Raw genomic sequence first — 19,742 nt, 5'->3', positions numbered from 1 at the left:
TTTGTTCCTTGTAATGTAACTTTTTTACTCTAATATTTATTTCATTTTGCAATCACCTAAATTCATTTTTTGGTTTTTGTAGAACCCTTATTTTATAAATAAGGAATTCTATTACATATTTTTAAAGGAATTCCCCTAATCCTGTAAAATTTATATCGTAGCCGAATTCAAAAAATAAAATAAAGGAATTCCCAGGAAAATCAAATCCTAATTATCACTTTATGCTTGCTTTTTCAATTGTCCAAAAAATTCTCTATTCAACTATTTATTCGTATCCTTTAAGAGAACTTATAGCTTCTCAAGGATTTCCTATTTTTTAATCTGTGAATCTTTTAATTTTTTAATTACTTGCTAAACTTTGGCATTAGATTTCACCATTTTTTCAATTTTAAAAGTACCGATTATACCTGTCCAATTTAACTCCGAATTTACATGTATTCAAAGTACAATATTGTTATTTTGTTTATTTAAAAAGTTGTCCTACCTTAGGATAAACAAAATCCTCTTCTTCTACCAAAAAATTCCCCTAATTACGGTAAATTATTTCTAAATGTCTCCAATATCAATACTGACGAAGCTGCACCTGGATCAAGGTGCCCTATTGCCCTTTCTCCGAGTCTCATTGCTCTACCTTTTTTTGCTACCAATGGAATAGTAGAATCTGCACCCTTCTTAGCTGCTTCTACAAATATTTCAAACGCTTTTTTGGGCTCTATATTTTCTTCTATAGCCTTTGTAAAAGCATCCAACCCAGGCCTTAAAGCGTCAACCATCGTTTTTTCTCCTACTACAGCTTTACCCCTCATTTCAACTGATTCTATTGCCACTTTAAACATATTGTAAAAAACTTCAAAATCAACTTCTTCTTTATTTTCCGCCGGTTCCCCAAATTTCATAAAAAAGCTCCCATACAATGGTCCTGCAGCACCACCAACTTTAGATAATAAAGCCATCCCTACTTTTTTAAAGAAAAATGTTAGATTTCCTTCTTTCCATTCTGGCAAATTTTTCATAATTTCTCTAAATCCTATACTCAGATTTACTCCATGATCACCATCACCTATTTCAGAGTCTAATTTAGTCAAATAATCTTTTTGCTGTTCTATAACTTCCGCTAAATTTTCAATAACTTTCACAAAATAACTTTTATTAAGTATGTAGTCTTTATACATGAACATTTCCACTCCCTTGTATCAATTTAATTAGACTTGTGCAAAATTCAGAAGGCTTCATTTAAGCCATTCTACAGATATACTTTTTTCCTATCACTCTTGAATTTTTTATCTTTTACGTAGGATTTCCCCTCCCATTTGTCGAATTATTATATATACACTATAAAAAATTTTTTAAGAAGGAGGAAATCCTACATGTATCAGCTTCAATTGCTTTTAAATATACCTGAACTCTTTACCTCTCAGTCTAAAATTGATTTCTATTCTTCTATGTTTGAAAATCTAGACCTGTCTTCAATACCTGAATTCCCTTCCTCTAGTCCTGGCCGTAAGGGTTATTCTCATCATGCACTTTTTAGTCAATTTAATATATTAGTTCTAAAAGGGTTAAGCGAACACCAGCGAAGTCAATGGTGTTCGCTTCTGGTCAATTGGTCAACAATTATTTCATTACTTGATAACACAATAAGGAGTATCGCAAGGATAATCTAATAGTTCTTTCAATTCGTTGTCTAATTTCATTAAAGTAACTGACATGCCTACCATATCCATTGTAGTAGCATATGGTCCCACAAATGATCTATAAATCTTAATTCCGTTTTCTTCTAGAATCTGAGCTACTCTTCTAAAACAAATATGTAAGTCCATTAACGGAGTAGCCCCTAAACTATTTACAAGTACTGCTACTTCATCTTCCTTATTAAACGGTAAGTCAGGTAATATATGATTCATTATTTCATCAATTACCTTATCAGCTTCCTGTAGTTTACCTCTTCTAACGCCTGGTTCACCATGTATACCCATGCCTATTTCCATAAGTCCTTCCTCTAATTCAAACATTGGTTTACCTGTTGATGGATGTGTTGCTGCTGCAAGTGCAACTCCCATTGTTCTTGTGTTGTCATTTGCTTTTATTGCAGCAGCTTTTACTTCATCCAAATCTGCACCCGTAGCTGCTTTAGCACCTGCTATCTTAAATACAAAGAAATCTCCCGCAATTCCTCTCCGATCTTTAATATTCGCTGAAGAAGCCACATCATCAGTTACCAAAACTGTCTCAACTCTAATTCCATCCGCAGCTGCCATTTCAACTCCCATGTCAAAATTCATTACATCTCCTGCATAATTTCCATATAAATATAGGCATCCACGTCCTGCATCCACAGCTTTAACCGCATTATAGCACGGTTCTGGAGAAGGAGAAGTATTGATATTTCCTATAACCGCTGCATCTGCAAAATTTTCACCAACATATCCTAAGAATAACGGTTCATGTCCTGAACCTCCTCCTATAATTATTCCTACCTTGTTCTTTACTGGAGCCCTTTTATAAACTACTACGCGCCCATCATTTTCCAGTAACTTTACATGTTTATCATGAGCTTTACAAAACCCCTCCAGCATTTCTTCCACCACGTCATAAGGATTATTGATTAGTCTTCTCATAAAAATCTCCTTCCTTTTAATTTAATTAATTTAAATTAACCAAATTTATTTACTTTTTTGCTTTCTTCTGCTGCATGAATAATTTCGCTTACATTATTAGTAATTGAAGCTTGTATAACAGCTGCTATCGTCCCTTCAACCAAAGGTGCATCTACAAGTGTGATTTTTTTTCTTAATTCCTCATTTAGCATATCTAATACCATTTGAGTCGCCATAATAGAACTTCCTATATCTGCAAAAATAAAAATATTGTCACCATCATAAATTTCCTCTATTACCTTTTTTATTTTTAAAGGATTAGTTCCTATACGTTCATCTTCTGTACCACCAATTGGTATTAACTTAGAATTTTTGTTATTCATTTGTTCAACTATCTCTACAACACCCTCAGCAACCTTTTTGCTATGTGATACTATTATAAAGACTGCCATTTAAATCCCTCTCTTTTGTATCGCTATAATACAATACATTTGCAATAAACTTTAGGATTTTATTTCCTGATCAGATAACATAGAATATTTGCATATTAAGAAGGAACATAGATACCCCCGTATAAAAGCGGGGGTATCTACTACTTATTATCATAGTTCGCTTATTTTATCATTAACTTTCTTTAAAGCATAGTATATTTCTCTATATATATCGTAAACTTTTTCATATTTGCTCTTATTTTCAGCAATTGGCATAGTTCTAGTTTCTATTTTGAGAAGTTTTCTTGCTGCTTCTTTAACTGATGGCCAGAAACCCGCTCCTACTCCTGCAAGTATAGCCGCACCATATGATCCTCCTTCGCCACTGTAACTCACTGTAACAACTTCTGTACCTAATATATCTGCTTGGATTTGTCTCCATTTAGGATTTATAGCTCCTCCTCCACTTACTCTAACCTGTGTGAGGGGAACACCTAATGTTTCAATTAATTTTAGTGCATCCTTCAAGCTGAAAACAATGCCTTCTAACACAGCTCTTACAAACGCTCTTTTATCGTGCACAACATTTATTCCAACAAAAGCACCTCTTGCATTTGGATCAGTGTAAGGACATCTTTCACCTACTATATATGGAGTAAACAATAATCCATTAGCCCCTACCTCAACTTGCATAGCTTCATTAACTAAAATGTTATATGCATCTTCTCCGCTCAGATTTGCAATAATTTTTTCTTCGAGACCAAATGAATCTCTAAACCATTTGAAAGACCCGCCAGCCGCAAGGGTACATCCGAAAATATTCCATTCTCCTGGTACTCCACCTCTAAAAAGTTGTAAGGAACCTCCTGGATTGCGTCCAAATTTTGAAAGAGCGACGGAAGCAATTCCTGCTGTACCAATTATAAGCATCGCTATTCCTTCTTCTGTTGCTCCAGTTCCTACTGCCTGAGCTAATACATCCCCTGCTCCGCCTACTACTGGAGTACCCTCTTTTAAGCCTAATATTGAAGCTGCTTCAGAAGTTAAATGTCCACTTATTTCTGGACTTTCTACTACATCTGGGAAAATGCTTTTCTTTATTTCAAGCAAATTTATTAAATCATCTGACCATTTATTTTTCTCAACATCATATAAGCATGTACCACTTGCATCAGAAACATCCGTAGCAATTTTCCCTGTTAATTTATATCTAATATAGTCTTTAGCTATTACAAATTTATCTATTTTTTCGTAATTTCCCGGCTCTACTTCTTTAATCCACAGAATTTTTCCAATAGTATATCCAGGTAAAGCAGTATTTGCAACATAGTCTATTAACCTATCTTCTCCTCCAACTTTGTTATGAACCTCATCACATTGTTTTCCAACACGATTGTCATTCCACATTATAGCATTTCTTATGACTTTTCTATTTTTATCAAGTGGTACTAGAGTATGCATTTGACCGCTCAATCCAATCGCTGCTATTTCTTCAGGTTTGATTGCAGCTTTTTCTAAAGCCTTCTTTATTGTGTCAACAGTTGCATCCCACCACACTTCAGGGTCACTTTCTGTCCAGCCGGGTCTTGGAACAATAAAATCATATTCTTTTGTTGCTTTAGCTACAATTTCACCTGTTTCGTTAACAATTATCGTTTTACATGCAGAAGTACCAACATCAATTCCCAACACATATGCCATAATATACTCCCCCTTCATCCTTAATGTAAACTTATTAAAACATTAAACTGTTGCATACAACAATAATCCACCCAATAAACCTCCTAAAATTCCTGCCAAAATTGCTGCCCAATTTATTTTTTTGCGATCAAACAAATCAGCTACAAAAGCACCCCAAAATGCCGTCAATGCTTGGTCACTCCATGGTCCTGGAAGATGGCCACTCATTTGTGGCTCAAAAATCAGCCCTATTCCATGATTAACTAACCACACCGTACCCACTATAAAAAATCCTGCAAGTAAGCCTCCAATGCTTTTCCATTCCTCAGCAAGTTTTCCCCACATTAATCCTATTGCCAGTGGAAATAAAATGCCGCCAAATATAGTAGTTACTACATGTTGCCATGTCCACATTTATGCATCACTCCTTCTGAATAGATGTAATAAGTAGCCAGCTATTGTAGCTCCTATTAATTCGAGAACAATGGTCACTAAAGCTGGTCCAATACTTATTCCATGATATAAGCCATAAGAAGCTCTTACCAGTTCGCCATTTGTTTTTAGTTGTATATTACCCCCCAGCAAAGATGAAAGCCATATGGCAAATGCCATATCTATCCATGCACCATCTGGATCATTTGGAAATGCATTTGCATAGTGGTTTAACCACCATGCTGTGGTTATTATAAGTCCTGCTGCAAGCCATCCACCAAGCCAATGCCAATGAGCTAATGCTGAAGGCCATATTGTGAATACACCGTATCCAGCAAAAGCACCTGTAATTGCTCCTATCAAAATTCTTGACAGCTTCATAATGTAAAATACTCCCCCTTTTTTATAAAATTTTTGGTTTTCCTGCAGAACCCCTTTTATGATAAAAGGAGTTCTGCTTTATATTTCAAAGGAATTCCTCCCACCGGTAGAAACCATTTTTACTTATATCGAATACAAAACTAGGTAGAAAGGAATTCCTTTAAAACCAAACTAATTAAATGAAGTAATGTATCCTTACATGTTTTTGGATTAAATACTCATGCAAGCCCTCAGGACCATGCTCTGCTCCTAAACCACTATCCTTCCATCCACCATATGGAGCATTAATTACTCCCGCATCTACATTATTAATAGCAACATTACCTGCCTGAATCTCTTGTGCACAACGTTTAGCTATGTTCATATTATTTGTATATACTATTGCTGCTAAACCATAATTGGTATCATTTGCTAATTGTATTGCTTCATCTATGTTATTAAATGGCATAACTCCAACCGCCGGACCAAATGTCTCTTCGCGCATTATCAGCATATCATGGTTAACATCACGAACAATAGTTGGTTCATAGAAAAAGCCCTTTTCAAATTTTGGACCTGACGGTCTTTTACCTCCGCACACTATTTTAGCACCTTTGGCTACAGCATCGTTTACATGACGTTCAACTTTTTCAACACCTGCTTTTGTACACATAGGCCCCATATCTACATTTTCGTCTATGAGACTATTCCCGACGACCAGTTTTTTTGTCTTTGCTCCAAATTTCTCAAGAAAAGTCTCGTATACTTCTCTTTCTACATATATTCTGTTTACTGCAATGCAAATCTGACCAGCATTCCTAAAACTACGCCTGACAGCCCCCGTAACAGCAGCATCTAAATTAGCATCTTTAAAAACAATCATTGGTAAACTGCCACCAAGTTCAAGAGTTACTTTCTTTATCCCTGAAGAAGCACTCATTTTTAAAATTTCTTTTCCTGTTTCTGTAGAACCGGTAAAGGCAACACGCTTAACCAATGGATTTTCTATTAATGCAGGCCCTACAGTCCCTCCGGAGCCTGTTATTACATTTAAAACTCCTTCTGGCACTCCTGCATCCACTAAACATTCAACAAATTTTAAAGGAGAAAGTGGAGTTTCACTTGGCAATTTAGCTACTATCGTACAGCCAGATGCCAATGCTCCTCCTATTTTCCAAGCCAGCAATTCAATCGGATAATTCCATGGAGTAATAGCTGCTGCAACTCCAATAGGTTCGTATACAACTATACTTTCTGTATCCTTTTCTTCATTTGCTATTACACGTCCATAAATTCTTTCACCTTCTTCTGCATAATATCTAAGAATTTCTGCTCCTTTTTCTACTTCTCCCTTGGCTTCTTTTACTGGCTTACCCAATTCTTCTGTCATAGTCCTAGCAATTTTTTCAGAACGTTGAAGTACTATTTCAGAAGCTTTTCGAAGAATTTTACTCCGTTGAAATGGATTTTCCTTTTTCCATTTTAAAAAAGCTTCCTGTGCCTTTAAAATTGCTTCTTCGACATCTTCTTTAGTAGCTGCTGGAACAGACGCAAACACCTCCTCTGTGGCAGGATTTACCACTTCTATTATTCCGCCCTTTTTTGCATCTACCCATTTTCCACCTATTAGCATTTTATAGTGCTGTACCATCTATATCTCCTCCTCATTCACTTTACCAGTCACCCATACAACAACTAGTGGAATATTGCCTACTTGTCGAGTAGTGTGAAATTCTCTTGGTGGAACATATAATGCATCCCCTGGCTTTATTGGAAATTCATCATTCCCTACAACCATCACTCCTTCGCCTTGTACTACAAAGTATACTTCTTCCTCATCATGTGCATGGCCTGTTGTGGTCCCTGTGGGATATATTATCGTATACCCCATCTTTAAACGTCTGGAAGGCGAATTCTCTGGATCAACTAACCAGTAAGTATCTCTTAGCGTTGGCTTCTCCCTGTTCTTTACCCATGCCCTTAATGACCTCGTTGCATCTACATCTGGTTCCTTAGAATTAACGTTTACTACATATTTCATAAATATATTCCCCCTTTGAATTTTTTAAAATATTTTTCAGCCTTCGAAAGTTATTAGCTTACATCAAAACCCCTCAAATTATTCCATCACCTCTTTCAAAAATCGTTTACTAAGCTGTCATAAAAAGTAAGAATTCATCTACTATATTTACCTATCCTTAAAATCAACAAGTTATATATACCCCTTTTCTTTTAGCATTTTGTAATTATAAATATATTTTGGTTGACGGCCTTCAAAATAATCAATAACGGCTTGGACAGCTTCTACTGCCATACGTACAGTCGCTTCTTTTGTTAGAGCTGCTGAATGAGGAGATAGTATTACATTCTCAAGTCTTAATAATTCATTATCGCTTGATGGTGGCTCTTGCTGAAACACATCAAGGCCTGCTCCTGCGATCCTTTTTTCTTTTAAAGCCCCAATCAAAGCTTGTTCGTCTATTACTGTTCCTCTTGCCGCATTTATTAAATAAGCTGTAGGCTTCATAGAATATATAAGTTCTCTCGTTATCATTCCCCTTGTTTCAGGTATATCAGGACAATGCAATGTTACAAAATCTGATTCTTTAAATAGTTCCTCAAGCGTGTCAACAAACTTATAATCATATTCTCTAAACTTTTCTTTTACATATGGATCATAAGCAACTATTTTCATTCCCAATCCATCATGGCACTTTTTTGCAACTAAACTTCCTATATTCCCCATTCCAACAATTCCAAGTACCTTCCCTTCTATCTCCATAGAAATATTAGAGTTTCTCGCTCCCCAATTGCCACTGCGAACAGCTTTATCCATTAAATTTAACTGTTTTGCTAAATTTAGTATCATTGCTATTGTGTGTTCTGCTACAGATAAATTATTTACTGCTGGCAAATTGCAAACCAATATACCTTTTTCCGTTGCTGCATTTACATCTATATTATCAACTCCTGCCCCTGTCCTCGATATTATCTTTAAATGTGGAGCATTTTCGATTACTTCCCTTGTAATCTTTGATCTAGTTCTTAAAATAATACCATCTACATCTTTTACCATAGACATAAGCGTTTGTTGACTTGTATCATGTGCTGTAACAATTTCAAATTTTCCCTCTAATAATTTTCTTCCCTCTGGATGTATCTCCTCTGAAAGCAATACTTTTTTCATGCAAGTAGCCCTTCTTCCTGTAAAATTTTTCTAATTTCCTCAATTTCATTTTCATTTAAAGGTAGTAATGGTAGTCTTGGCTCCATTCCATAATAACCTAGCCAGTTCATTGCTACCTTGACTGCGGCTACTCCACCTTTGCCAGATATTTTTTCATTAATTTTACAAAGTCTGTTACTTAGTTCTTCTGCTTCTTGATACTTGCCCTCATTAAATAATTCTTGAATTTCACAGCAAAGGTCAGGCAGGTAATTTGCCATTGAAAGGACACCGCCTATAGCTCCTTTTTTTAATCCGTCCAAAAATTTATTTATAGAGCCGGAAAGTACATAGAACTCTGCTCCCTTAGGTACAGCATTTATATAATTTCCTATATCTTCTTTTGAAGAATCTTTTATTCCAACGATATTAGGATGTTGCGCAAGTACAGAAATTGCTCGAGGAGAAATTAATACTCCATTTGCAGATCTGGGAATGCAATAAATTGTTATCGGAATAGGAGATTTATCAGCAACTTCAGTATAAAATTTGATTAATGCTTCATCAGTCATTTTACTAGCAAAATAATGAGGTGTAAGAACACTGGCAAAATCAACTCCAAAATCTGCTACTTTTTTAGTAAATTCTATTGTAGCCCATGCTGATTCTCTTCCTGTGCCAGCAAGTAAAGTTTTATCTTTTGATTTACTCTTTGCAACTGTCTTTATAACTTTAATTGCCTCTTCATCTGTTAAACTTCTAAATTCGCCATTGCTTCCTAAGCATAAATAACCTTTTAATTTAGAACTATTTAATTTCTGAATATTCTCTTTCAACTTTTCATAATCAATTTCTTGATTAACAAAAGGAGTTACAAGTGGTGCAAATACTCCTGTAAGTTTTTCTCTTATACTCATTATAGTAATATCCTCCTTTTTAATTTACAGTCATTATTTTCGTTTTGTTTTCTATTTCAGCCTCTACTTTAAGCAGTAAAGCAAAAATTGTGCCAAAACGGGCAAAACGTTTAATAGTGAAGTTTCCTACCGTTTCACAGTCTACATTAAAAACCGATAATGCAAATTTGCCATTTATTTTTTATTTCAATGCAGAAATGCAATGCTTACAGACAGTCTATCATTACCTCATTTGCAAACTAAAGTTATTGTTATTCTATAGCTTCCACATCTTTATTTCCCATTGCAAAACTTCTTTTATTAATAAGTTTTAATATCTCTGGTGCTTTATTAGTAGCATTCAATAGTTGTATTTTTTCTTTTACAGTCTTTTTTACATTTTCTCTTGCTACGGCACCATATTTTCTAACATCAACTAAATCCGGGTTATTTGATAATTTTTCCCTTAAAGCATGGGTAAAAGCCTTATTTAATTCTGTAGCAAAATTAACTTTTGAAATCCCAGCTTTTACTGCTTGAATAACAGAGTCATCCATTACTCCAGAAGCACCATGAAGTACTAATGGTATTTTTACCTTGTCTTTTATTCGTGCTATTCTTTCAATATCTAATTGCGCAGATTGAACTTTCATTCTGTGAGCGCTTCCCACTGAAATCGCCAGTGAATCTACTCCTGTCTTTTCATAAAATTCCAAAGCTTCTTCTGGAGTCGTAAGATATTTTTTTACTTCCTCTGGAGAAAGGGGCCCATGAGCTGCATCAGGTATTTTCCCAATTTCCCCTTCTAAAGGAATTCCCGCAGCATGTGCTATTTCAACTAATTTTTTTGTTTTTTCTATATTCTCTTCAAACGTAAGAGACGACCCATCAAACATAAGTGATGTAAATCCTGCTTTTAATGCTTTTATAACTGTAGAAAAGTTTACTCCATGGTCTAAATGGCATACTACAGGTACTGTAGCTTCCTCAGCTAATACTTTAATTAGAGCCGCAAATGATTTCTCCCCCCCATATGCTATTGCTCCTTCACTTATCTGAATTATCACAGGGGCATTTTCCTCTTCAGCTGCCTCGATTATAGCTTGAACCACTTCCATGTTATAAGCATTGAAAGCTCCTACTGCAAATCCATTCTCTCTTGCATAAATAAGCATTTCTTTACTTGTTACCAGTGGCATTATATCAGCTCCTTTATATTAGATATTCTTTTATGAAATTAAATTCCTGTAATGTAACTCCTGCTTCACCTAGATGTCTTGGGTTAGATACTCCTTTTTTATGATCAGCATGATAATCTGAACCCCCACTAAAGAATTTTACTTTTGTAGAATATTTTGTTCTAATATACTCCTCAATTTCAAAATCTTTTAAATTTCCCTTATAGCTTGTTTTGCTGTAAAGATATCGCGCTTCCATACCGTCGATTCCATGGTTTATAAGCCTTTCTATATATTCTTCTCTTGTTAGATTTCTTCCATCGGGATAATGAATTACTTCATCGATTAAAAAAGGATGTGCTAGTACTGCCGTTCCACCACATGACTTTATTAAATCAATTGCATCAAATGGACTTATTTTTTCCCTTCTTACATTTAATTCAGGATCGTCTCTAACCATTATTTTCGCATCTTTCCATGATGGTGCATATCCCTTTTTGGCCATTAATTCAAATATATGTTTTCTTTCAACTTCGTCTGGATCTCTATATCTTATATTTCCATTTTCATCAATATACTTTAATATCTCATTTTCATAGTCAATTGGCATTCCCTTAGCAGTAAGTATTTCACATAGTTTTCTATATGCTTCTGTTTTGCTTCTCCTCATCCTTTCTACTACTTCCGCTAACAGTGGATTTTCCCAATCCATGCGATACCCTAAAATATGAACATCATCTACATAGGTATCGCATGAAAATTCGATTCCTAATACTATTTCTACTCCATGCTGGTGTGCAAATTCCTTTACGCTAATCCTACCTTGAGAAGTATCCAGATAAAGAGGAGGCAGTAGGTCATGGTCTGTAATTGCAACAACTTTAAGGCCACTTTTAGCAGCATTAATAACCAATTCTTCCGGCGAATCATTTCCATCAGAGCGCGTAGTATGACAGTGCAAATCACAATCATACTTTGCCTTTACTGGAGAAGTAGTCACAATTCCTGGAGCTATTGAACCTTCTGTAAAAGATAATATATACAAGAGCCTTGCCTCCTTTCTAATTTTTTAAAATTCATAGTATTACTTTTTATTTTATCATTTATTTTAATTTAGCACGAAAATAGATTTAAAAATCTATTTTCATTCCTGGTCGTGTTTTGTTAAGCATGGATGGTTAATTAATAATTTGTTTTCGTAGTTTTTTAAGATAATAAAATATTAATTTTGTTAAGTTGGTAATTATAAAATCCGGCTGCAGAGCAACTATAGACTGTAAATCACCTGTTCCATATGTCACAGCACAGGTATAAACTCCCGCATTTTTCCCACACAAAACATCTACTTCAGAATCCCCAACGTATAAAGTTTCCTCTGAAATATTATTTATTTTTTTCAATAGCTTCTCTATTATTTCTGAATGAGGCTTTATATTTTCGACATCTTCCAAGCACAATACAACTGAAAAATATTTATCAAGTTCAAAATGTTTTAAAATTTTTTCTGTTAGAGTTCTGCATTTAAGAGTAGCAATTCCAATATTAATTTTCCTTTCTTTTAAAAAGTTTAAAGTTTCTCTTACTCCTGGAAATAAAGAAGTATAATTAGTACAGGACTCGCCATAAATCTTTTCAAATCTGCCGAATACTCTATCAAACAAATGCATATTTTTTCCCTCAAACCACACTTTATAACTGCTTCAGCACCGTTAGCAGTTAAAAATGCTAATGTTTTTTCAGGTAAAGTTGGAAGATTAAATTCACTAAATGCCTTATTTGCAGCTATAACAATATCTTTTTTTGAATCTATTAGCGTTACATCTAAATCGAAAATAACTGCTTTAACATTCAAAGTAAACCGCTCTTTTATTTATTTAGCCATACCGCGATATTTTGCATCTATCATTTTAATTTTCTCCACTTTTGGTAAAGAACGTCCTCCTTGAAATTCTGACTCAAGCCACACATCTACAAGTTTTTTAGCTAGTTCTGGTCCTACTATGACTCCACCCATAGTCATAATTTGTGCATCATTACTTTTACGTGCTCTTTCTGCAGAATACACATCATGGCATACTGCAGCTCTTACTCCAGGCACTTTATTGGCAACAATAGCCATCCCTATCCCTGTGCCACAAATAAGAATTCCTCTTTCAAATTCTCCCGATGCAACTCTTTCGGCAAGTGCTACAGCAATATCGGGATAATCCACTGGATTTTTATCATAAACCCCTATGTCAACTACTGCAATTCCTTTAGACTGTAGATGTTCTTTAATAACTTCTTTTAAATCAAAACCAAAATGATCACTACCCAAAATTATCTTCATCATTTTTTCCTCCTCACTTAGTTCTATTTTTAAGAAAATTCTCTATACTTATAGCTATTGTCTCACCATCTAGCCCAAACCCTTTTTTCAACATATCTTCTGAACCTGCCGTTCCAAATCTATTTTTTACTCCTAACCTCAATTGTCTAATTTGCGGCCTTTTTTCAGTTAAAAATTCTGCCACTGCACTCCCTAGTCCACCCGTTGTATTGTGATGTTCAACAGTAATGATATTATCTACTGAAGATGTAAGCTCCAGTAGCAAATCTTCATCTAATGGTCTTACAGTAGGCATATTTACAAGCGTTACTTTTATACCTCTTGACTGCAAAATTTCAGAAGCTTTTAAACTATCATATACAGCACCACCACAAGCAATAATTAAAGCATCTTTTCCTTCTTTTATAATTTCTCCTTTTCCAATTTTAAAATCTTTCTTTTTGTAAAAAATTACCGGTTCTTCTTTTCTACCTCTAAGCCGCATATAAACAGGACCATTGTATTCAAATATTGCTTTTGTAGCAACATAAGCTTCTGCTGCATCAGCTGGATCTATTATGACTATTCCAGGAATTGCTCGAATCACTCCCATATCCTCTAGTGCTAAATGTGTAAAGCCCAACCACGCTGATGAAAATCCTGTATCTGTTCCTATTAATTTAACATTTAATTTGCTACCTGCCACATCTACTCTTATTTGTTCTGCTGCCCTAAATGCTAAAAAATTAGCATATGATGTGACAACAGGTATTTTTCCACAAAGAGCCATTCCAGCAGCTACACTTACCATAGTCTGTTCTGCTATGCCAACATTAAAGCTCCTTTCCGGAAATTTTTTTATAAAATCTCCATATCGTGATGCTGAATCCGCTGCAACAGTTACAACATCTGGATTTTTCTCTCCCAGCTCAACAATTGCCTCAGCAAATGATGTTCTGGTTGACTTCTTTAATTCACTCATGATAAAGCTCCTCCAATGACATTTCATTTTTTAATTCCTCGTATTGTTCATATGAAAGAACTTTATAGTGCCAATCAACCTTATTTTCAGCAATTTTTAAGCCCTTTCCTTTTACAGTATTAGCAATAATAACAGAAGGCTGACCTTTAACAAACGGAATTTTATTAAAAGCTGTAAGTAATTTTTCTATATCGTGACCATCTATTATTTCTACGCCCCATCCAAAACTTTTCCATTTTTCAGCTAAAGGTTCTAACCGGGTTATATTTTCTGTAAAATCTCCTAATTGCAACATATTTCTATCTACTATTACAATTAAATTATCTAGTCCATAATAAGCAGCAGTCATGGCTGCTTCCCAGTTACTTCCTTCCTGTAATTCTCCATCTCCAGTTATTACAAAAACTCTGTATTCTTTTTTGTCCATTCTGGCTGCTAAAGCCATTCCTACTCCTAGAGCTATTCCATGTCCTAAAGAACCAGTATTAGCTTCTACACCAGGAAGCTTAATTTCTGGGTGACCCGGAAGCATAGTATCATATTTAGTACAAAAATCTCCTAATAATTTTCTTTCAAAAAACCCCATTTGTGAAAGTATAGAATAAAGTGCCAAACATCCATGGCCTTTACTAAGTATTAGCCTATCTCTATCAGGCCATTTTGGATTCTGTGGATCTACCTTTAATACACTTTTATATAAAGTAGCTAAAATTTCTGCTAATGAAAGTGCTGGTCCAAGGTGTCCTGTACCTGCCCGGGTACTCATCCAAATGCAATCTTTTCTTATCAAATCAGCAGTCTGTTTTATCAAATCAATTTCTTCAAAAGTAATGCTCAAAAGAATCAACTCCTTCAGTTATTTTTATTTTTTAAAATAAACTCCTTACATAATTTTCAAGGTCTATAACAGCTTTTGAAAATTGAGTATAAGTAGTAATAGTAGGTTCAAGTTTTTCAAAATCTTCAAGTGGTATTGTAGTTTCGCCATATCCTTCTGCAAAATAGGGAACCCTTAGTAGTTTTTCCATTATCTCATCCGGAACAGATTCTTCACATTTATCTTCAATTGGTCTGTCCATATACAGCATCATAAATGCTTTTATAAGTTCAGGATTCATAGTGTATACTAAATTACAACCTGCAAGTTTTTCTATATGCCATATATACTGTGTTCCATTTACTTTAGGGCTAACTCTGCTGGATGCTACTAACATTTTGCTCGGATAATCTCTCTTAGCCAATATCTTGCATGCTTTTTTTGTTATAGCAATTCCTGCCCACCTTTTCATTTCTTCGGTTAGTTCTATTCCTCTCTCTTTTGCTTGTTCTTCAAAAATTTTTGCATCTTCAAATCTTCCTATCATGATTGTAATCACAGAACGCCACTTAGAATAATCGGTTCCATATTTTTCTCCCAGTGCTTTTCCTTGTTTTACGGCTTCTGCTACTGCTATTATTTGTGGTAAAGTATAACAAAGAGTAGCATTTGTAGGTATTCCTAGCGCTGTAAGAATATATATTGCTAAAACACCTGCTTTAGTTGTCGGAATTTTGACCATAATATTGGGTTGTAATGCCTTTAATTCAAGAGCTTGCCTTACCATTTCTTTGGTATCCACTGAAATTCTTGGATCTACCTGTGCTGATACATAACCATATTTATAACCTGATTTCTCAAAAAGTGGCATGTAAAGACTTGCACCGCGTTTACACGCCTCTTTGTATGCTTCCCATGTTACTTGGGTATAATCCATTCGAGGATTATCCTTTATAATTTCTTGTATAATGTTTGTCCACTCCTCTTTTAAATTATCAAATACCGCTTTTGTAAGCGGGGGATTTGTAGTTACTCCTTTAAAAACCCAATCTTTTGGATCAGATTCTTGGTCCCATAGCTTTTTTAACTGAAAACTTATTAAATCTTTTAAGTCTTTATCTTCTATTGAATTTAAAAAGTCATTACACCATTTTTCATAAATTAAAGGATTTGAATCCCACCATAGTTCTACATTTGGTGACAATGAGTTAAGCCTTTCCATTGCACTAGGTTTGTAATTTTTATTTTTAGTCATCTAGTAACCCTCCAATAGGCAATTTTTCAAGCTTCTATCTAAGCTACCTAAGCAATATTCGTGCCAAAAAAATAAGACCCATGCACTGTAGTGCAAAGGCCTTATTATAATTGGAATGCATAATATTTTATTTACATCAAATAGTTCAATTTGTTAATGATTTAATGCATTTAAAAAATCTAATAACTGCATAATTGCATTAAAGTTTATGATAACATTGACTCGTATTTCTTTAGTTTCCTTATTATTGTAGATTGATCTACTCCTAATACTTCCGCTGCCTTATAACTGCTTCCACATTCTTCTATGGCTTGTTTTATAAGCTGATACTCTACAAGAGCACTTGCCTCTTTTAATGGCATCAATCTGGAAACATGCACTCCAAAAGAGTGATTTGTTTCTTCTTGGTTAAGTAATTCTCCAGGTAAATCTTTTTTTGTTATCTGATCATTTTCAGAAATTATCACAATTCTTTCTATAACATTTTCTAATTCACGAACATTACCTGGCCAGGGATACTTCATAAATATTTCCATTACTTCATTAGTTAGTTGTTTGGAATGACCGTATTTCTCATTATACATATTAAGAAAATGATAAGCCAATATAGGTATATCTTGAACCCTCTCTCTTAATGGAGGTATAGTAACAGGAACTACATTCAATCTATAGTATAAATCTTGTCTAAATTTTCCTTCTTTCACCAATTCTTTTAAGTCTTTATTTGAAGCAGCAATTATTCGTAAATCTACTTTGATAGGTTTTATACCACCTACTCTAATAAATTCTTTTTCTTGTAAAACTCTTAATAATTTTACTTGCAATGATAAAGGCAGTTCACTAATCTCATCTAATAATAAAGTTCCCTTATCTGCAACTTCAATAAGCCCCGGTTTACCTTCGCTTTTTGCTCCTGTAAATGCCCCTTTCTCATAACCAAACAGCTCTGCTTCTAAAAGATTCTCAGGTATCGCTCCACAGTTTATTTTTATGAATGGTCCCTCACTTCTGCTGATATTATGAATGTATTTTGCTAAAACTTCCTTTCCTACCCCTGTTTCTCCATAAATAAGAATAGTAGATTCTGTAGGTGCGACTTTATTTACTAATTCTATCAATCTTTCCATTTGTTTACTTCTATAGATAATCTCAGAATTCTTAAGATGGGCAATTCTAAGTGAAGATAGTTCCTCTTCATATTTTTGAAGTAATTCTTTTGTTTGTTTTAACTCAGTCTTTAATTTTTCCTCGTCTGTAATGTCTTTTGATATACTAACAATTCTTTTAATGTTATTATCTTTATCAAAAAATGGTGTAGCTGTAACTAATAATTTTCTGCCTGTCTTTGTTTTTTGAATTACAGTAACTTTCTTTTTTTCCTCAATAGCAATCTTTGTAGCTGACGGAAAATACATACCATTCTTTTCAAGTTCACTCACATTTTTACCTATGAGATCTTCCGGTTTTAAACCATATATTTTTTCAGCAGAAGAGCTAATTCTCACTTTTAAACCAGATCCGTCTGTAATACAGGCCAAATCGTCTGAACACGCCATAAAAGCGTCAAGGTCAGTTTTGACAAGGTCAAATTCAGCCTTAATAGATTTTAAATTATCTAGTAAGAAAAAGATTATTTCTCTATTTGTAACAACACCTTTTATCTCATTGTAATCGTCAGTCACCAAAAAAACTTCCCCATTATAACTTTCTAAATCAATATCTTCGTTTTCCTTAACTGTCAAAAAGGATGTTATAGCTAAACGTTCAGCTGTATTCCCATTTTCTAATATTGGAATTATTTTTTGAGGTAAACGATTAGAAGTTAATATAATATAATTATACTTTTTAAAATTAATTTTGCCATTTCTATTTAGGTCTTCTTCCCTGAACAATATTATTTTTTTGTTAACAAATCGAGCAATTTTTTCTTTCATAAAACATCACACCTTTTAAATAAAATTAAGACTAAGATAAATCAAGTATTGTCACCTCACGTAACTTTTTAAACTTTTTATGTGTTATATTTTATAAATCGCTAGTCTAAAAACTAAAAAAGTATTCCTATTTGTAATTTAATTACCACAAAGTTAGAACGGAGAATTTCTTATTGAGAAGAAGTACAATTCTTAGAAATGTTAAAAACAGATATTTAGTTATTAAAGCACAATAAACAAAATTAGTTCTCTCATTAAAATTTATAAGTAATCATATTTTTGGAAAACAACAAGTAAGATAGAACTATAAAACTAACTTAAAACATTGTAAAATATTGATAAAATAAGAATAATACTGAATTTGTTAGTGTCACTTTTTACTCTTTTTGTTTAAAAATGTTATTAAAACATTTAATTTTCCATATCTTAATTTTACGTTTTCGCTTATATTATATATCACTGTAGTAAAAATTAAAAGCCCCTCCCTTTCAAAGTTCGTGTCAAGGTATTGTAGGATAATTTTGGGCAACAACCCCTGTTTGCATTAGATTTCACCAATAATATAACAAAAGTTTGGTGTAAAGTTTATGTAGGAAATAGTTTAAATAATTTTTATTATTAAAGATTTGAATACCAGTTTCTCTATGAAAATTTTACAATGTTTGCAAAAGAAAGCAATTTTGAAGCTATCCAAATGAGCATTAGGCATTCTTTGAATGCCGCAGTCTGCATATATCATAAAAGCAGTTAAATTATTTTGCCAAGTCAAATCGACTTCTATTAAAAGATTAGTAATCATAACTGTAAGACAGTCAACTAATACAACTTTTGCATTGCTTTCCACTATTACCTTGTTTAGATTTTTATAAACTTTTGTCTGCCATGAAGCTGGTCTTTTTTTTATGCCTTTTGATCCTTTTTTTCATTTCTTCGTCAAAAGGAATAGAAGTAGCTATATAAAGGACGCTGTCTCTTCCTTTTCCAATGCCAATTTTTCAGCAAATTCACTTTTGCCAGACCTTGCACCGCCTGTAATCATAATGAGGCTCATTGTATTGCAACCCTCTCTTTCTCTTCTATTAAATCTTTATCTATTTCTTTTAAAGCCTTTATCAATTTTTCATTGTCTTCATGTGTTTTTATAGCAACTCTAAAAAAACTTTTGTCAATTAGAAGCATCTCTTATGAGAATTTGTTTTCTCCTTTATCCTAAATTAACCTTCCAATGTATGTTAAAGACTTGTCTGTCAGTCCTTTAATAGAGGCTGTATCTTCCTCACTGTGGACTACAAGGCAGCAGGTAGAAGGCCCCCCTGATTTTAATACATCAAGATGTTGTGGAAAATTCGCCTCCACCTTTAATCCTGATATCTTCTCTAATATGCCAATTTCATATTTTATCCCTTTTGAACCCACAGGTATTGCTTCCACTATTTCTTTTGAGTTGGAAATTTTTACGTAGTCTTTCAATGTAAGCACATCGTTTGAGCTTAAAACTTCACTTCCTACACGTGGATAACCTAAAATAGAAACATGCATACCTGTTTTGACTTTTTTTATTTTTAAGTCTCCAATATTTGCTTTTGCTATTACAGTGATTCCTATACCTGTCATAGATGTGGGAAAATTTTCTTCAGTACTTCCTGTAAAAACTACGTCTGAAAGTCCGTTCTCTTCAAGCTCGCTTTTTATGCCTCTTAAAATTT

The 19,742-nt window shown here is 33.9% G+C and carries 21 protein-coding genes and 1 pseudogene; all 22 read right to left on the bottom strand.

The window, feature by feature from the left end; genetic code table 11:
- Positions 1-530 precede the first annotated feature (530 nt).
- Complete coding sequence (gene dhaL / locus M663_RS0104400) at positions 531-1,172, bottom strand: dihydroxyacetone kinase subunit DhaL (RefSeq protein ID WP_029688068.1); 642 nt, start codon at positions 1,170-1,172, stop codon at positions 531-533.
- 450 nt (positions 1,173-1,622) lie between these two features.
- Positions 1,623-2,618 carry a dihydroxyacetone kinase subunit DhaK gene (locus M663_RS0104390; RefSeq protein ID WP_003867647.1) on the bottom strand — a complete coding sequence of 332 codons (996 nt, stop codon included), beginning with the start codon at positions 2,616-2,618 and terminating at the stop codon, positions 1,623-1,625.
- Positions 2,619-2,653: 35 nt separating this feature from the next.
- Positions 2,654-3,049 carry a dihydroxyacetone kinase phosphoryl donor subunit DhaM gene (dhaM, locus tag M663_RS0104385; RefSeq protein ID WP_029688067.1) on the bottom strand — a complete coding sequence of 132 codons (396 nt, stop codon included), beginning with the start codon at positions 3,047-3,049 and terminating at the stop codon, positions 2,654-2,656.
- 150 nt (positions 3,050-3,199) lie between these two features.
- The gene (gene xylB / locus M663_RS0104380; protein WP_029688066.1) at positions 3,200-4,729 is read right to left on the bottom strand and encodes a xylulokinase; all 1,530 of its coding nucleotides are present in this window, start codon (positions 4,727-4,729) and stop codon (positions 3,200-3,202) included.
- Positions 4,730-4,771: 42 nt separating this feature from the next.
- Positions 4,772-5,122: a hypothetical protein gene (locus M663_RS0104375; protein ID WP_003870781.1), complete on the bottom strand. Its 351-nt coding sequence runs from the start codon at positions 5,120-5,122 to the stop codon at positions 4,772-4,774.
- Positions 5,123-5,521, bottom strand: a complete 399-nt coding sequence (locus M663_RS0104370) for a hypothetical protein (protein ID WP_003870780.1) — start codon at positions 5,519-5,521, stop codon at positions 5,123-5,125.
- Between the two features lie 175 nt (positions 5,522-5,696).
- Complete coding sequence (locus M663_RS0104365; RefSeq protein WP_009052501.1) at positions 5,697-7,151, bottom strand: NAD-dependent succinate-semialdehyde dehydrogenase; 1,455 nt, start codon at positions 7,149-7,151, stop codon at positions 5,697-5,699.
- Positions 7,152-7,541: a dimethylsulfonioproprionate lyase family protein gene (locus M663_RS0104360; protein ID WP_003870778.1), complete on the bottom strand. Its 390-nt coding sequence runs from the start codon at positions 7,539-7,541 to the stop codon at positions 7,152-7,154. It lies immediately after the preceding gene.
- A 171-nt stretch (positions 7,542-7,712) separates the two neighbouring features.
- Positions 7,713-8,687 carry a hydroxyacid dehydrogenase gene (locus M663_RS0104355; protein ID WP_029688065.1) on the bottom strand — a complete coding sequence of 325 codons (975 nt, stop codon included), beginning with the start codon at positions 8,685-8,687 and terminating at the stop codon, positions 7,713-7,715.
- Positions 8,684-9,583 (bottom strand): dihydrodipicolinate synthase family protein, encoded by a 900-nt coding sequence (locus M663_RS0104350; protein ID WP_029688064.1) that lies wholly within the window; start codon positions 9,581-9,583, stop codon positions 8,684-8,686. The genes M663_RS0104355 and M663_RS0104350 overlap by 4 nt, the downstream gene beginning before the upstream one ends.
- 251 nt (positions 9,584-9,834) lie before the next feature.
- Positions 9,835-10,761 (bottom strand): class II fructose-bisphosphate aldolase, encoded by a 927-nt coding sequence (locus M663_RS0104345; protein WP_003870774.1) that lies wholly within the window; start codon positions 10,759-10,761, stop codon positions 9,835-9,837.
- Between the two features lie 13 nt (positions 10,762-10,774).
- Positions 10,775-11,785, bottom strand: a complete 1,011-nt coding sequence (locus tag M663_RS0104340) for a PHP domain-containing protein (protein WP_029688063.1) — start codon at positions 11,783-11,785, stop codon at positions 10,775-10,777.
- A gap of 133 nt (positions 11,786-11,918) precedes the next feature.
- Complete coding sequence (locus tag M663_RS14550; protein ID WP_273702627.1) at positions 11,919-12,407, bottom strand: HAD-IA family hydrolase; 489 nt, start codon at positions 12,405-12,407, stop codon at positions 11,919-11,921.
- Positions 12,320-12,592, bottom strand: a complete 273-nt coding sequence (locus M663_RS15230) for an HAD hydrolase-like protein (RefSeq protein WP_012268753.1) — start codon at positions 12,590-12,592, stop codon at positions 12,320-12,322. Before M663_RS15230 ends, M663_RS14550 begins: the two co-directional genes overlap by 88 nt.
- A gap of 18 nt (positions 12,593-12,610) precedes the next feature.
- Positions 12,611-13,072: a ribose 5-phosphate isomerase B gene (rpiB, locus tag M663_RS0104330; RefSeq protein ID WP_009052506.1), complete on the bottom strand. Its 462-nt coding sequence runs from the start codon at positions 13,070-13,072 to the stop codon at positions 12,611-12,613.
- Between the two features lie 10 nt (positions 13,073-13,082).
- Positions 13,083-14,030, bottom strand: coding sequence for a transketolase C-terminal domain-containing protein (locus M663_RS0104325; protein ID WP_009052507.1), 948 nt, complete (start codon positions 14,028-14,030; stop codon positions 13,083-13,085).
- Positions 14,023-14,868 (bottom strand): transketolase, encoded by an 846-nt coding sequence (locus tag M663_RS0104320; RefSeq protein ID WP_009052508.1) that lies wholly within the window; start codon positions 14,866-14,868, stop codon positions 14,023-14,025. Before M663_RS0104320 ends, M663_RS0104325 begins: the two co-directional genes overlap by 8 nt.
- Positions 14,869-14,899: 31 nt before the next feature.
- On the bottom strand, positions 14,900-16,102 hold the full coding sequence (locus tag M663_RS0104315) for a transaldolase family protein (RefSeq protein ID WP_009052509.1): 1,203 nt from the start codon (positions 16,100-16,102) through the stop codon (positions 14,900-14,902).
- 206 nt (positions 16,103-16,308) lie between these two features.
- Positions 16,309-18,036, bottom strand: a complete 1,728-nt coding sequence (locus M663_RS0104310; protein ID WP_029688062.1) for a sigma 54-interacting transcriptional regulator — start codon at positions 18,034-18,036, stop codon at positions 16,309-16,311.
- Positions 18,037-18,790: 754 nt separating this feature from the next.
- Positions 18,791-19,087: pseudogene (locus M663_RS15830) on the bottom strand (bifunctional adenosylcobinamide kinase/adenosylcobinamide-phosphate guanylyltransferase); the annotation flags it as partial.
- On the bottom strand, positions 19,084-19,215 hold the full coding sequence (locus tag M663_RS15215; RefSeq protein WP_255345456.1) for a hypothetical protein: 132 nt from the start codon (positions 19,213-19,215) through the stop codon (positions 19,084-19,086). The pseudogene M663_RS15830 and the gene M663_RS15215, both read right to left, overlap by 4 nt.
- A 30-nt stretch (positions 19,216-19,245) precedes the next feature.
- The coding region (locus tag M663_RS0104290) for a hypothetical protein (RefSeq protein ID WP_029688061.1) at positions 19,246-19,742 on the bottom strand (497 nt) is incomplete at its 5' end.

Origin of the sequence: Thermoanaerobacter sp. A7A, assembly GCF_000445185.1 — a bacterium.
Classification (GTDB): Bacteria; Bacillota; Thermoanaerobacteria; order Thermoanaerobacterales; family Thermoanaerobacteraceae; genus Thermoanaerobacter.
The sequence above is the reverse complement of the archived record's forward strand: the minus strand, read 5'-3'. Positions and strand labels throughout refer to the sequence as shown.